The organism is Caulobacter sp. FV1ye6ST (genome assembly GCF_058681225.1).
Window position 1 is genome coordinate 889,312 of sequence record NZ_CM178733.1, and the last position, 13,265, is coordinate 902,576.

The 13,265-nt window shown below is 69.1% G+C and carries 14 protein-coding genes and 1 pseudogene; 6 read left to right on the forward strand and 9 right to left on the reverse strand.

What is annotated here, in order from left to right; genetic code table 11:
• Positions 1 to 23 precede the first annotated feature (23 nt).
• A complete protein-coding gene (locus ACW175_RS04315; protein WP_492103417.1) occupies positions 24 to 1,202 on the reverse strand; it encodes an alkaline phosphatase in 1,179 nt (392 codons plus the stop codon).
• A gap of 91 nt (positions 1,203 to 1,293) precedes the next feature.
• On the reverse strand, positions 1,294 to 1,830 hold the full coding sequence (locus ACW175_RS04320; protein WP_492103418.1) for a hypothetical protein: 537 nt from the start codon (positions 1,828 to 1,830) through the stop codon (positions 1,294 to 1,296).
• A gap of 168 nt (positions 1,831 to 1,998) precedes the next feature.
• Between ACW175_RS04320 and ACW175_RS04325 the strand changes: the two genes are divergently transcribed.
• From ACW175_RS04325 to ACW175_RS04335, 3 genes are all read left to right on the forward strand, one after another.
• The gene (locus ACW175_RS04325) at positions 1,999 to 3,750 is read left to right on the forward strand and encodes a DUF6311 domain-containing protein (RefSeq protein ID WP_492103419.1); all 1,752 of its coding nucleotides are present in this window, start codon (positions 1,999 to 2,001) and stop codon (positions 3,748 to 3,750) included.
• Positions 3,751 to 3,838: 88 nt separating this feature from the next.
• Complete coding sequence (locus tag ACW175_RS04330; protein WP_492103420.1) at positions 3,839 to 5,779, forward strand: hypothetical protein; 1,941 nt, start codon at positions 3,839 to 3,841, stop codon at positions 5,777 to 5,779.
• A gap of 119 nt (positions 5,780 to 5,898) precedes the next feature.
• The gene (locus ACW175_RS04335) at positions 5,899 to 6,141 is read left to right on the forward strand and encodes a hypothetical protein (RefSeq protein WP_492103421.1); all 243 of its coding nucleotides are present in this window, start codon (positions 5,899 to 5,901) and stop codon (positions 6,139 to 6,141) included.
• A gap of 76 nt (positions 6,142 to 6,217) precedes the next feature.
• Here ACW175_RS04335 and ACW175_RS04340 read toward each other — a convergent pair whose 3' ends face one another.
• From ACW175_RS04340 to rsgA, 5 genes are all read right to left on the reverse strand, one after another.
• Complete coding sequence (locus ACW175_RS04340) at positions 6,218 to 6,943, reverse strand: class I SAM-dependent methyltransferase (RefSeq protein ID WP_492103422.1); 726 nt, start codon at positions 6,941 to 6,943, stop codon at positions 6,218 to 6,220.
• Entirely contained in the window at positions 6,931 to 7,380 is a 450-nt protein-coding gene (locus tag ACW175_RS04345) for a GtrA family protein (protein ID WP_492103423.1), read from the reverse strand. Before ACW175_RS04345 ends, ACW175_RS04340 begins: the two co-directional genes overlap by 13 nt.
• The gene (locus ACW175_RS04350) at positions 7,377 to 8,405 is read right to left on the reverse strand and encodes a glycosyltransferase family 2 protein (RefSeq protein ID WP_492103424.1); all 1,029 of its coding nucleotides are present in this window, start codon (positions 8,403 to 8,405) and stop codon (positions 7,377 to 7,379) included. Before ACW175_RS04350 ends, ACW175_RS04345 begins: the two co-directional genes overlap by 4 nt.
• A gap of 87 nt (positions 8,406 to 8,492) precedes the next feature.
• On the reverse strand, positions 8,493 to 8,831 hold the full coding sequence (locus tag ACW175_RS04355; protein ID WP_492103425.1) for a hypothetical protein: 339 nt from the start codon (positions 8,829 to 8,831) through the stop codon (positions 8,493 to 8,495).
• A gap of 99 nt (positions 8,832 to 8,930) precedes the next feature.
• Positions 8,931 to 10,007, reverse strand: a complete 1,077-nt coding sequence (gene rsgA / locus ACW175_RS04360) for a ribosome small subunit-dependent GTPase A (RefSeq protein WP_492103426.1) — start codon at positions 10,005 to 10,007, stop codon at positions 8,931 to 8,933.
• Between the two features lie 179 nt (positions 10,008 to 10,186).
• Between rsgA and ACW175_RS04365 the strand changes: the two genes are divergently transcribed.
• From ACW175_RS04365 to ACW175_RS04375, 3 genes and pseudogenes are all read left to right on the forward strand, one after another.
• Positions 10,187 to 10,978 (forward strand): tryptophan 2,3-dioxygenase, encoded by a 792-nt coding sequence (locus ACW175_RS04365; RefSeq protein WP_395444559.1) that lies wholly within the window; start codon positions 10,187 to 10,189, stop codon positions 10,976 to 10,978.
• A complete protein-coding gene (locus ACW175_RS04370; RefSeq protein ID WP_492103427.1) occupies positions 10,954 to 12,147 on the forward strand; it encodes an aminotransferase class V-fold PLP-dependent enzyme in 1,194 nt (397 codons plus the stop codon). The genes ACW175_RS04365 and ACW175_RS04370 overlap by 25 nt, the downstream gene beginning before the upstream one ends.
• A gap of 1 nt (position 12,148) precedes the next feature.
• Positions 12,149 to 12,286: pseudogene (locus ACW175_RS04375) on the forward strand (hypothetical protein); the annotation flags it as partial.
• Here the strand turns inward: ACW175_RS04375 and ACW175_RS04380 are convergent.
• Complete coding sequence (locus ACW175_RS04380; protein WP_492103428.1) at positions 12,283 to 12,852, reverse strand: sigma-70 family RNA polymerase sigma factor; 570 nt, start codon at positions 12,850 to 12,852, stop codon at positions 12,283 to 12,285. The pseudogene ACW175_RS04375 and the gene ACW175_RS04380 overlap by 4 nt on opposite strands.
• A gap of 76 nt (positions 12,853 to 12,928) precedes the next feature.
• Positions 12,929 to 13,102, reverse strand: coding sequence for a hypothetical protein (locus ACW175_RS04385; RefSeq protein WP_492103429.1), 174 nt, complete (start codon positions 13,100 to 13,102; stop codon positions 12,929 to 12,931).
• Positions 13,103 to 13,265: the final 163 nt, after the last annotated feature.

Sequence of the window (13,265 nt, forward strand, 5' to 3'; positions counted from 1 at the left end):
ACCCGCGCCGAGGCGCCTGGACCCTATTTCGCCGGGTCCTTCTTCCAGCCCCAGGCGTCCATCATCACGTCGAACAGGTGGGTGTTGGGGAAGTAGCCGCGGACGCGCTCGGCCCCGGGGCCGGTCGCCAGGGCGACGACCTCCTCGCCCGTGTGGCCGCGGTTGACCATGACGTTCTTCAGGCGGATGAGGTCCTCGTCCTTGCCGCCCGGCTTCTGGCCCGCCTTCCAGGCCTCATAGCCTTCCAGCAGCGGCTCGCCGCGCCGGCCGCCGTCGACCTGCAGGCCGAAGGAGTGGTCGGCGGTGAACACCAGCAGGGTGTCCTTCAGGTCGACGCGCGTCTCGATCTCGGCGATCAGCTTGTCGAAATCGACGATGTGCTGGAGGCCCTCGCGCGGGTCGTCGGTGTGGGCGTCCCACTCGACCACCAGCAGATAGCCCTTGGGAGAGCCCTTCAGCAGGTCCAAGGCCCGCAGCGTGGCGGCGCGGGTGTCGATCTCGTCGGCCACGACCACGGGTCGGGCGTTGGCGGCCGGGGCGTCCTCCAACCGCGCGTAGATGGGACGCTGATGCGCCTTGGCGATCTGGTCGAAGCCGGTTCCCGCCGCGGCCAGTTGCTGGCCGATCTTGGCGCGGCCGGTCCCGAACAGCACGTCGACCCCGTCGCCATAGCGCGGGGCGAAGGCCTGCTGGAAGATCTCGCCCCATTTCCCGCGATCGTTCGAATGGGCGTAGGTCGCCGCCGGCGTGGCGTCGGCGATCGGCTGGGAGGTGACGACGCCGGTGCGCAGGCCGCGCTCCTCGGCATATTCCAGCAGGGTCTTGGTCGGCTCGCCGTCGGTCTTGCCGCGCACCGCGGCGGGAGACTGGCTGATCACGCCGTTGCGGGTCTTCACGCCGGTCATGATCGCCGACATGCCGTTGGCCGAGTCCGAGACGAACTGGTCGACCGGCGTGGTGTCGCTGAGACCAAGATAGGGCCAGTGCTGCACGTGCAGCTTCAACGGTTCGCCGTAGCCCAGCAGGCTCGCGGCGTTCACCGAGGCCACGCCGCCCGCGTCCGCCAGGAAGAAGATGACGTTCTTGGCCTTCTGCGCTTGGACCTCTCGCGGCGGGACCTTCTGAGGGGGAGCGGACCGCGCCAGGACGGGCGATCCGATCGTCAGGGACAGGGCTGCGGCGATCAAAAGACCTTTGAACATAGGCGTCTCCCAAGGCGGACATCGTGTCATGGGGACGGCTTCTAGCCGGTGCGCGGCGCGGTTTGTGTGAAACAAGTATTACAGCCGAGGCCTACTCCCGCGCGCCGCCCCGCGTGGTGTAGCAGTGCCGCCTTCCGGCCTCGCTGCCGCAGAAGCCGGGCTCCATCGTGCCGGCGTGCAGAGCCACGTACTGGTCGCGACGGCACTCGAACCACGCCTTCTGGAAGGCGATGTGGTCGACGTCCTGGTGGAACACCGGCTTTTGGTCGACCGTGTAGAACCGCACCATGCTGGAGAGGCCGCCGAAACTGCCGCGACCATTGACCAGGCCGCAGATCTGGCCGGTGCGGGTGGACCACACCGCGCCCAGCTCCAGCGGCAGGGTCTGGTTCAGGCGGGCGTCGAGATTGGCCCGCACGATCCGCCACTCGGTCTGGGCCAGGGGGCGATAGCGGGCCAGTTGCTCGGGGCCGGGCTTGGGCAGGAAGGCGTTGGCGCGCTCGAACAGCGCCAGGTCGAAGCCGGTATAGACCATCGCGCCCAGGGTCCCGACCACGGCGACGGCCGAGAAGATCAGCGGCGTCCACAGCCGTCGCGTCGTCCGCGTCCCGAAATCCCGCACCGCCATGGCCTGGCCTCCATCCGTCTCTGGGGCGAAGGTTTGGCGGTGTTTATGGAAATTACAAGCATAAACTATTTACGGGCGTAATTATGCGTCCGGCCCGCGCCGCCGCCAGGGCTGCGCGTTGGCGGGCTTCGATGCTAAGCAGGCGATCGAGTTCCCGGGGGGCGAAGCATGATTCCGTTCAAGGCCGGCTTCAAAGTCGATCGCGGCCAGATCCTGTTCGCCCTGGCCGCGACGCTGATCCCGGTCGTGCTGTGCGGCGTCATGTTCGGCTTCGACATCGCCTCGGCCCACGCCGCGTTCTGGGCGCGGCCCAAGGGCGACATGGCCGTGATGAACGCGGGCTACGAAGCCTTCCTGCGCCAGCCTTGGCATTGGCCGCTGACGGCGGTCAGCGGGCTGGGCGACAAGCCGATCTCGATCGTCTTCACCGACAGCATCCCCTGGCTGTCCCTGGTGCTGAAGGCGACGGGCTTGTCGCATGTGTTCAACCCGATCGGCCTGTTCCTGCTGCTGTCCTATCCGCTGCAGGCCTGGAGCATGATCGCCCTGCTGCGGGCCCTGGGCGTCACCGATCGCTGGACGCTGCTGCTGGGCGGCTTGCTGGCGCTGATGGTTCCGGCGTGGATCGCCCGGCAATTTGGCCACATCGCCCTGTCGGGGCACTGGATCCTGCTGCTGGCCCTGGCTCTGTCGGTGCGGTCGGCGCGCGAGGGCCTGACCTGGCGGCGGATCGGCGGCTTCGTGGCCCTGCTGGTCCTGGTCGTCGGAGTCCATGCCTATCACCTGCCGCCGGTCGGGGCGCTGTTCGGCGCGGCCCTGCTGGCCGAGTTGCCGCAGCGCCGGGCCGGCGCCGGGGGCCGGGTGGCCGGAGCCGTGGTCCTGGCCGGCGCGGCGATCGCCGTCTCGGTCTGGCTGCTGGACTATCAGGACGGCCGGGGCTGGACGGGGGCGGCGACGGCGCTGGGGCTCTATTCGATGAACCTGGCCGGGCCGTTCTGGCCGCAGGCCTCGACCCTGGCCGGCCAGGCCTGGAACGGCTCGTGGTACGAGGGCGTGATGGACGCCACCGGCGGCCAGAGCTTCGAGGGCTTCCAGTACCTGGGCGCGGGGGCCCTGCTACTGGTGCTGGCCATGGCCGCCTTCCAGGCGACCCTGGCGGTGCGGCGCCGCGGCGTTTCGAGGGATTTCTGGGTGCGCTGGGCGCCGATGACCCTGGCCCTGATCGGCCTGACGGTATGGGCGGTGGGCTGGTCCGCCTACGCCTTCAAGACCCACGTCTATGACCTGCCGCGGCCCAAGGGCGATATCGCCGAGGTGATCGGCGGCTTCCGCGCCCATGGCCGGTTCTTCTGGGCGGTCGGCTATCTGCTGCTGGCGCTGGCCGTCACCTGGACCAGCCGCCTGCCGCGCCGGACGGGGCTGGCGGTGTTGGCCGCCGCCCTGGTCGTGCAGGCGATCGACACCAGCCACCTGCGCCACGGCGTGCGCGAGACCTTCTCCTCGCTGGATCCGCTGAGCTATCCGGTCGCCCTGGTGTCCAGCCCGAGGACGGCCAACCGGCCCTGGGTCTTCGCGCCGACCTACTACTGCTCGGCCAATTGGCGCGACCTGCGGGTCATGCGGCAGATGTTCCAGGCCATCGGCCGGACCGGCGGCACGGGCAACACCTTCCCGACCGCGCGCGACAGCGACCCGCCCTGCGTCGTCACCCGGCCCGAGACCTTCGTCGACGCCGCGCCCGGTGATCGCCGCATCACCGTCGTGGTGGCCGACGGCGTGGCGCGGGGCGGCGTGCTGGAGCCGATCGCCAAGCGGACCGACTGCTACCGCTTCGGGCCCGGCGTGGCCTGCGGCCGCGACCTGGCGGGGATCGCCGGCCTGACGCCCGTGAAGCCCGGCGAGTTGGCGGCGCTACCCTAGGGCTTTCACCGCCCAAGCTTTCACCCTGGCGTTTTGCTGCTAGAAAACCTCGCGCGTGGGGCGCGCGAGAATCGAGTTGAGGGATCCGGTGAAGAACAACACCAAGTGGATGTGGGGCGTCGGCGCGGCGTTGTGGTGCCTGCTGCTGGCCGGCCTGCTGTCGACCGACCGCCTGCTGTCGCTGTCGGTGGACAGCTCCTACCACCTGCAGGTCATGGAGGTCGTGCGCCACGCCTTCCTGATCCCGCAGAAAGGCCATGAGTTCATGGCCGAGATGTTCATCTACCCCAAGCTCAGCCACCGGTTCGCGGCCCTGTTCGCCACTCTGGGATGGTCCGAGCTGAACGCCCTGCTGATGGCCGGGGTGCTGTCGGCGGCGGTGGTCTGGATCGTGCTGTTCGACCAGGCGCGGCGGGTGTCGCTGACCTATCTGGTCGCCAGCCTCGGCTTCATGCTGGTCAATATCTTCGCCGTGCGCGGGGCGTTCGGGGCCGAGCTGGTCAACAACTTCTTCTTCCCGCAGATCGTCGGCGAGGCCGTGGCCATGCTGTGCCTGGTCGGCGGCGGCGCGCTGCTGCCCCGCTCGCGTCCGCTCTATGTGGTCTACGCCACCGCCGCGGTGCTATTCTGCGGCTGCTTCCACCTGGTGCCGACCCTGAAGCTGGCCGGGGCCCTGATGGCCATGCTGGCCCTGGCCTGGCTGCGCGACCTGATCCACGCCCGCCGCTTCGACTGGGTGGGACTGGTCGGTCTGTTCGCCATCGTCGGCGGCGTCGTCGGCAGTCCCTATTTCTGGCGCATGCGCTGGATGGCGGCCAACAACGGCAGCCTGAATCTGATCGGACCCATGCCGCTGAACGGCCTGGCCGCCGCCGCCGCCGTGCTGGCCCTGCTGTCGGCCTGGGTGTTGCTGGTCGAGCTGCGCCGCGATCCCGGCGCGGTCCAGGAGGACAAGGGGCCCACCGCCGCCACCGTGCTGCTGGCCTGCCTGGGCGCGGCCGCGGCCCTGGCGGCGCTGGCCCAGTACGGCATGTACGTGTTCAAGGGCGATGGCTCGGAATACGCCGTGCTCAAGCACAGCTTCGGGGTCTTCACCCTGCTGGCCTTCGTCACCCCGCTCTGGTTCCTGACCGTGCTGGGCGTGCGCGTGACCGGCGCCGAGGCCGCCTCCGACAAGATCGCGCCCGCCTGGGTCGCCGCCATCGGCCCGGCGCCGGCCTTCGCCGCCCAGCTGGTGGTCATGCTGTGCCTGTTCCTGCGGCCCAGCGCCCTGGACGTCCACCGTCTGAACGCCATCCTGCACGACGTGCGCGAGGTGCGCCTGACGCGCGGCCTGGAGGGCGAGAAGGTGATGTTCTCGGCGTCCGACACCAAGCCGGTCACCACCTATATGGCCACCATCGCCATGCTGCGCTCGCCCCACGGCGGCAATGTGCTGAGCCTGCTGGCCGACGGTCGTCCCGACCGCCCGGGCGATGTCGACTATGTCGTGACCCTGCCGGGCGACGCCTACGACAAGCCCGGCTGCCGCTCGGGCAAGCCCGTCGGCCTGGTCGTGGTGATGATCGGCCCGTGCATCGAGCCGCCGTCGCTGCTGTTCAAGGCGGGCGGCTCGGGCGTCTCCTACCTGCGCGAGGGCTGGGGCCTGCCCGAGGGCGGCGGCGTCTGGTCCAACGGCAAGCGCGCGGTCGTCGAACTGCCGATCTCGCCGGGCCAGCGGACCCTGGCCAACGCCTCGGTCCAGGTCGCGGCCTTCGCTTACCTGCCGACCCAGTCGCCGTCGCGCACGATCACCGTCTCGGTGCCGGGCGGCCAGCCGGAGACCTTCACCTTCGGCCTGCAGACGGCGCTGCGCCACGACTACCTGCTGGCCCTGCCGCCGGAAGCCCTGAAGGGGCAGACCGTCAAGGTGACCTTCGACATCCATGACCCGAAGACCCCGCGCGAACTGGGCGCGGGCCCCGACGACCGCCAACTGGGCGCGGGCCTGGAAGCCATGCGGATCATCCCGACGCCGGTCATGCGGTAGGGGGGCGCCGAGGCGGACAATGGTCGGCGGTCGCGATCTGAACGTCGGCTGGCCGGCCGGACGCCGATGGCGTGCTTCGACCCGTTGCGGACATTTTGGTCCTGCGCCAGGGTGCTATCATGACCGCGTCGAACGATCTCCTTGAGCACTGGGCAAGCTTGGATCGACTACTGACACTGGCCTTAGATAGCGAACGTCATCTGCTGCCTGTCGAGAAGCAAGCCGAGATCGCTGAATTTATTGAGCATGGCGAATACGGAGTTGCCTTGGACCTTTTAGTGGAGGCGCTCCAAAGTACCCGATCCCAGCCTAGCTCAGCCGGGGCCACCGCGTTAGCCGAAGCCGAACGCTTGATGGTCTGACTCAGAGGTCACGTTCCCACCCCGTACCGACGATCACAACGTACGCTTCCAGCAGGCGGACGACCCGCCGATTTCGCTAAACCTTTCGCGCGATCACCGCGATCGAGAGGCCGAACGGCAGGCCGCCGCCGACGGCCAGGGGGGCCTCCAGGGAGAACACGCCGGCCAGGGCCTTGTTCAGCCAGGATGGCGGCATCGCGTCGTCGGCGCTGTTGTCCTTCAGCAGCTTCTTGGCGGTGCGCTGCACGGCGGCCAGGGGGAACAGCAGGCTGTTGAAATAGGTCGCGGTCTCGACCTTCAGGCCCGCTTGCTCGAACAGGGCGCGGTACTGGGGCAGCAGGTAGCGGCGCTTGTGGTGGTGCAGCACGTCGTGGTGGCTCCACATCCACTGATAGGCCGGCACCGTGGTCAGGATCGCGCCGCCGGGCTTGACCAGCCGGGCCAGGGCCTTGACCGAGCCGGCGTCGTCATCGACGTGCTCGACGACGTCGAAGGCGCAGACCAGGTCGAAGGTCTCGGGCGCGTAGGGCAGGCCGTCCGGCAGCAGGCCGGTGTCGATCGCCAGGCCCAGGCGCTCGGCGGCGTAGGCGCGCGACTCGTCGTCCGGCTCCAGGGCCTTCACATCGCCGAACTCGCGCAGCAGCGGGACATTGCCGCCCGCGCCGCAGCCGACCTCCAGGATCCGCGCGCCGGCCGGCGGGGCCAGGCGCTGGAGCAGGCCGCGCAGGATCTTGCGGCGTCCGACGAACCACCAGTGGTCGCTCTCCAGCTCGCGGATGCGGTCGTAGATCAGGCGGTCCATGCGGGGTCTCGGTCGGCGGTGGGTTGGTGGGCGAAAACCCAGAAATGGCTCAGCAGGAAGAGCGCGGCGGTGTAGCTGGCGACGGCCGCGCCCTGGGCGGCGACGTCGAACAGGGCGCCGTGCGGAAGAACGAGGCGCGCCAGGGTCAGCACGCCCTGGTTCAGGGCGAAGGCCGCGGCCACGGCCACGCCGTAGCGCAGCGGCGCCGAGCGCGCGGCGCGGCGGGCCTTGAACACGAACAGCTTGCTCAGGGCGAAGCTGACACAGACCCCGATCGCGTAGCCGACAGCGTTGGCGATGTGCGGGTCGACGTGCAGCCCGACATCCAGGGCCAGGATGATGGTCAGGCCGACCAGGGTGTTGGCCACGCCGGCCACGCCGTAGCGCAGGGCCGAGACCAGGAATTCGCGCCGGGCCGGGGTCAGCAGGGCGCTCACGTCTCCGGGTTCCGCGCGTCGAAGCCGTAGCGGTCCATGATCACGTACAGCGGCCGGCCCTTCACTTCCTGATAGATGCGGGCGACGTACTCGCCCAGCGAGCCGATGGCCAGCATCTGGATGGCGAAGCCGGTCAAGATCACCACCATCAGCGACGGATAGCCGGGGACCTTGTTGCCCTCCAGCAGGGTCCGCGCCACCAGGAACACGGCCGCCGAGGCCGCCAGCACGCCGGCGATCAGGCCGACATAGCTCCAGATCCGGATCGGCGCGGTGCTGAACGAGGTGATGCCGTCGAGGGCGAAGTTCCAGAGCTTCCAGTAGCGGAACGAGCTGGTCCCGGCCGCGCGCTCGGGGCGGGCATAGGGGATCGGCGCCTGCTTGAAGCCGACCCAGGCGAACAGGCCCTTCATGAAGCGGTTGCGCTCGGGTAGCTGGCGCAGCACCTCGACCACCCGCTTGTCCATCAGCCGGTAGTCGCCGGCGTTGTAGGGCAAGTCGACGTCCGACATCCGGTTGAAGGCCTTGTAGAAGCCCTGGGCCGTCAGGCGCTTGACGAAGGTGTCGCTGCTGCGGTCGACCCGCACGCCATAGGCCACGTCGGCCCCGGCCTCCCAGGCCTCGATGAACTGGCCGATCAGCTCCGGCGGGTCCTGCAGGTCGCAGTCGATCGGCACCACCATGTCGCCCGTCACCGCGTCCAGGCCGGCCGACAGGGCGACCTCCTTGCCGAAGTTGCGGGCCAGGTTGATGACCTTGATGCGCGGGTCGCGCTGATGGTGCTTCAGCAGCACCGCCAGGGTGTGGTCGCGGCTGCCGTCGTTGACGCAGACGATCTCGTAGTCGACCCCCAGCCGCGCCAGCTCGGCGTCGATGCGGTCGAAGAACATGTCCAGCACCTCCTGCTCGTTGAAGCAGGGCGCGACGATCGACAGCGTCTTGCCGACGCGCGAGCGCGTGGCGACGGGCGTGGGCTGGAGCGCTACGGGGGGCGCGGCGATGACGGACGCGGACGACTGAACCATGAGGGAGGGTTTAGCGGGCTTACGCGCGAAGGGGGAGGGGAAAGCGCCGCCGGCGCGCCTGATGCGGCGTCGCCGACGGCCATTTCGTCAGGAAGCTTCGGCTTCCGTCTCGGTCTCGTCGGTCCCGTCGCGGAATTCGTCCGCCGTCAGGAAGGCGATGCCTTCCTCGTCCAGCACCCAGGCCCCCAGGAACGCGGCGTGGCTGGGATCGACCTCTTCGTCGATCAGGTCGCCTTCATAGAGGCCGACATGGCTGTAGTCGAAGTCCAGCGACAGCTGGTGGGCCATGCTGAGCATCTCGTCGGCCATGCGGCGCGAATAGCCCAGGGCTTCGATGTCGCTGCCGAACTCATCGGCCAGCGAGCTGACCTCCGCCGCATCGCTGCCTTGGGTCGCACTGGTCGTGACGATGGTGAAAGCGGGCATGGCAAGGGTCTCTCTTCAGTCTGGAGCCCCACCCCTAACCCGTTCGGCCGGGGGAAGGGTCCAAATTCTGAGAGAACGTCGTGCGGCGAGGCGGCCGGTTCAGCGATCGGCGCCGCCGCGCACGTCCTTCTTGGTGGCGCGATAGACCTTCTGCAGCCCGCCCTGGCGACGGCGCTCGGCGTCGCGGGCCAGACGCTCGGTCTTCTGCTCCATGGCGGCCAGCTCCAGCCCCAGCTTCTGGAAGTGGGCCCAGCGGTCGGGATCCAGCGCCCCGCTCTCGACCGCCTCGCGCACGGCGCAGCCGGGTTCGTTGGCGTGCGTGCAGTCGCTGAACTTGCAGGCCCCCGTCAGCTGCTCGATGTCGTCGAACACCACGCTGACGCCCTCCTCGGCGTCGACCAGGCCGATCTCGCGCACGCCGGGGGTGTCGACGATCAGCCCGCCGCCGGGCAGCAGGACGAGCTCGCGGTGGCTGGTGGTGTGGCGGCCCTTGTCGTCGCCTTCGCGGACGTCCGCGGTGGCCATGCGCTGCTCGCCCAGCAGGACGTTGACCAGGGTGGACTTGCCGACCCCGGACGAGCCGATCAGCACGCAGGTCTCGCCCGGCGCCAGGTGGGCCAGCAGGGCCTCCAGGCCGATCCCTTGCCGCGCCGAGATGCTGACCACCGGGCAGCCGGCGGCCAGGGCCTCGATCTCGGCGGTCTGGGGACCCGTCTCGACGACGAGGTCCGACTTGGTCAGCACGATCACCGGTCGCGCGCCGCTCTGCCAGGCGGCGGCCAGGTAGCGCTCGATCCGGCGCGGATTGAGGTCGCCGTTCATCGAGGTGACGATGAAGGCCAGGTCGACATTGGCGGCGATCACCTGCGGCGACTGCAGGCTGTCGGCGGCCCGGCGGATGAAGGCGGTGCGGCGCGGCAGCAGGGCGTGGATGGTGGCGCTGCGCTCGGCGGCGTTGACCGACATCGCCACCCAGTCGCCGACGGCCGGGTGGCCGATCTCGCGGGCCTCGTGGCGCAGGCGGCCGGAGGGCTTGGCGCGCAGCTCGCCCTTGTCCGTGGCCACCAGATAGCCGTTGCGCTGCTGGACGACGACGCGTCCGGGAACATAGCCGGCGCGGGCGTGCGGCTTGAAGTCCCGCGCCAGCGCGTCGGACCATCCGTATTGCGTGATCAAGTCGAGGCTTTCAAACGCCAGGGCTCCTTGAGGCGGTTCTGGGAGGCGGTTCTGGGAGGCGGTTCTGGGAGTGCGGGTTCGGGAAAGCTCATTCTAGGGCCGTCGGCCTCCGACGGCCAGCGGTCCGTGTCGCCGCCCCGGAGTAGCGAGGCGCCGCGAAAAACGGCATAGGGTTCTCCATGGCGAAAGACATGACCTACGCGCGCTATCTGGCGCTGGACGAACTGCTCGCGGCCCAGAAGCCGCAGAGCGACCGGCACGACGAACTGCTGTTCATCGTCATCCACCAGACCAAGGAGCTGTGGCTCAAGGAGATCATCCACGAGGTCGAGCTGGCCAAGCGGCTGATCGCCGCCCACGACGTCGAGCCGGCCTACAAGGCCCTGGCGCGGGTGTCGCGGATCCAGACGGTGATGACCCTGTCGTGGGACGTGCTGGCGACCATGACGCCGGCCGACTATCTCAGCTTCCGCGGCGACCTGGGCTCGTCCTCGGGCTTCCAGTCGCACCAGTTCCGGACCCTGGAATATCTGCTGGGCCTGAAGGATCAGAGCTTCCTGAAGTTCCACGAGGAGGGCTCCTCGGCCCTGGGCCAGCTACAGGCGGCGCTCGACGCGCCCAGCCTCTACGACGTGGCCATCGCCCAGCTGCCGCGTCATGGGCTTGCCGTGCCCGACAGCGCCTTGAACCGCGACTTCAGCCAGACCTACGCGCCGTCGCCCGAGGTCGAGGCCGCCTGGCTGGAGGTCTATCGCGACCCGCAGCGCTATTGGGAGCTGTACCAGCTGGCCGAGAAGCTGGTCGACCTGGACGACGCCCTGGTCACCTGGCGCCACAAGCACGTGCTGACGGTCGAGCGGATCATCGGCGGGCGACCGGGCACGGGCGGCACCGATGGGGTGGGGTATCTGGCGAGCACCCTGCGCCGCCGGGCCTTCCCCGAGCTGTGGTCGCTGAGGACGAAGCTGTAATGACCGCGCGCAAGGACCTGTTCTCGAAGGCTCTGAGCGTGCCGGGCCGGCTGCACATGGCCGCCCACAGCCACCACCTGTGGCCCGACGCCACCCTGGCCGGGCAGGTCGAGGCCTGGGAGGACGCCGTCGTCCTGGCCGACCACAAGTGGGACAAGGCGCTGGGTCAGGTCTATCCGGCCGCCCAGGGCCTGGTGGCCCGCGAGCTGAACCTGCTGTCTCCTGACAGCGTGGTCTTCGCGCCCAACACCCACGCCCTGCTGGCGGTGCTGATGTCGGCGATCGAGCGCCCATCGGCCAACCAGCCCATCCGCGTGCTGTCCACCGACGGCGAGTTCCACTCGTTCCGCCGCCAGGCCCAGCGCTGGGCCGAGGCCGGCCGGATCGAGCTGACCCTGGTCGAGACCGACCGTCCCGACTTCGTCGAGCGGTTCCTGTCGGCGGCCCGGACCGGGACCTACGACCTGATCTTCGTCAGCCACGTGTTCTTCAAGACCGGCTTCGTCTTCGACCGCGTCTGGGAGCTGGCCGAGCTGGCCCGGCCCGAGGGCCCGTGGGTGGTGGTCGACGGCTATCACGGCTTCCGCGCCGTCCCGACCGACCTGTCGGCCGTGGCGGACAAGATCTTCTACGTCGCCGGCGGCTACAAGTACGCCATGGCCGGGGAGGGCGCGGCCTTCCTGCACGCGCCGGAGGGCTTTGGCCCGCGCCCGGTGCTGACCGGCTGGTACGCCGAGTTCGGCGACCTGGAAGGCCCGCCCGGCGGGGTCGGCTATGTCCGCGACGCCGGCCGCTTCATGGGCGCGACCTTCGATCCCTCGGGGCTCTACCGCTTCGTGGCGGCGGGTCGGATGCTGGAGGCCGAGGGGCTGAGCACGGCGGTGATCGCGGCCCATGTCGGACGCCTGCAACGGCTGCTGCTGGACCAGATCGCCGACGGCGAGGCCGGGCCGCTGAAGGACGCCGTGGTGCTCAATCCGCCGGGCGACGGCCCCCAGGCCCGGTTCCTGGCCTTGCGACACGAAAAAGCCAGCGCCTGGAAACAGGCGCTGGCTGAAAAGGGCGTGGTGACCGACGTCCGCGACGACGTGCTGCGCGTGGGGCTGTCGATCTATCACGACGAGGCGGACGTGGCGGCGTTCTGCGGAGTGTGTAGGGAGCTGCCCTAAACGCAAAAAAGCTTGTCATCCCGGCCGCGGCGAAGCGGAGAGCCGGGACCCAGGGGCAACCGCGATGCGCCGGCCCCTGGGTCCCGGACAGCCTCTGCGAGGCTTCCGGGATGACAAGCTATTTGCTGGCTTTGCTTAGGCCGCCAGGCGCTCCAGCGCTTGCAGCATCGAGCCCATGGCCTCGTGCACCGGCTTGCCGTCGCGGTCGTAGCTGCCGGTCTCGAAGATCTGGACCAGGTCGGCGCGGGCGCGGCTGACGCGGCTCTTCACCGTGCCGACGGCCACCCCGATGATCTCGGCCGCTTCCTCGTACGAGAAGCCGCCGGCCCCGATCAGGATCAGCGCCTCGCGCTGGTTCTCGGGCAGCATCAGCATCGCCTGGCGCAGGTCGTCCAGGGCGATGGCGCCGTCGAAATTGGTATTGGCCACCAGGGTGCGTTCGGCGGTTTCCTGATCCAGGCCCACCGAGCGCCAGCTGCGGCGCTTTTCCGAATAGAACTGGTTGCGCAGGATCATGAAGGTCCAGGCCTTCATGTTGGTGCCCATGGCGAAGCTGTTGCGGCTGGCCCAGGCCTTGGCCACGGCCTCCTGCGCCAGGTCATCGGCGGCGGTGGCGTCGCCGCACAGCGAACGGGCGAAGGCGCGCAGGTGAGGGATCAGCGCGACCAGGTCGCGTTCGAAGGTCTTTTGGTCCTGATGGTCCATGACGGTCCCCGCTTGAAGATACTCAAGCTATCAAACGGGGCTGGAAGGCTTTGGTTGCGCCGGAGAACGGTGTTCTTTACTCTGCGGCGATCGACTGCAGGCGCCCGACGTGCGTGTTGAACTCTTCGCAGACCGCCGCCTTTTCCTCGGGCGGCAGCCAGTTGGACATCTGCGGCGTCACCACGATCCAGAAAGCCAGCTCGCGCGGCGTCAGCGGCATGACCTCGGCGACGCGCAGCGAAGCCAGCAAGGCCTCCAGACGCGCCCGAATTGAGTCGACCGACGGGGTTGTCGGTTCCGCGACGACAGGTTGTATGAATAGCTCAAGCTGAGACATGCCTGAATCTTCGCGTGATTCGGGTTCGGGCGCAGTCGGTTCGGGCGGTTATCCACCGCTAGGTCAGGGGTACGAG

Excerpts from the sequence above, each read along its gene's own strand:
- ACW175_RS04315 (WP_492103417.1), bottom strand. The coding sequence starts at position 1,202 with ATGTTCAAAGGTCTTTTGATCGCCGCAGCCCTGTCCCTGACGATCGGA.
- ACW175_RS04320 (WP_492103418.1), bottom strand. The coding sequence starts at position 1,830 with ATGGCGGTGCGGGATTTCGGGACGCGGACGACGCGACGGCTGTGGACG.
- ACW175_RS04325 (WP_492103419.1), top strand. The coding sequence starts at position 1,999 with ATGATTCCGTTCAAGGCCGGCTTCAAAGTCGATCGCGGCCAGATCCTG.
- ACW175_RS04335 (WP_492103421.1), top strand. The coding sequence starts at position 5,899 with ATGACCGCGTCGAACGATCTCCTTGAGCACTGGGCAAGCTTGGATCGA.
- ACW175_RS04340 (WP_492103422.1), bottom strand. The coding sequence starts at position 6,943 with ATGGACCGCCTGATCTACGACCGCATCCGCGAGCTGGAGAGCGACCAC.
- ACW175_RS04350 (WP_492103424.1), bottom strand. The coding sequence starts at position 8,405 with ATGGTTCAGTCGTCCGCGTCCGTCATCGCCGCGCCCCCCGTAGCGCTC.
- ACW175_RS04355 (WP_492103425.1), bottom strand. The coding sequence starts at position 8,831 with ATGCCCGCTTTCACCATCGTCACGACCAGTGCGACCCAAGGCAGCGAT.
- ACW175_RS04365 (WP_395444559.1), top strand. The coding sequence starts at position 10,187 with ATGGCGAAAGACATGACCTACGCGCGCTATCTGGCGCTGGACGAACTG.
- ACW175_RS04380 (WP_492103428.1), bottom strand. The coding sequence starts at position 12,852 with ATGGACCATCAGGACCAAAAGACCTTCGAACGCGACCTGGTCGCGCTG.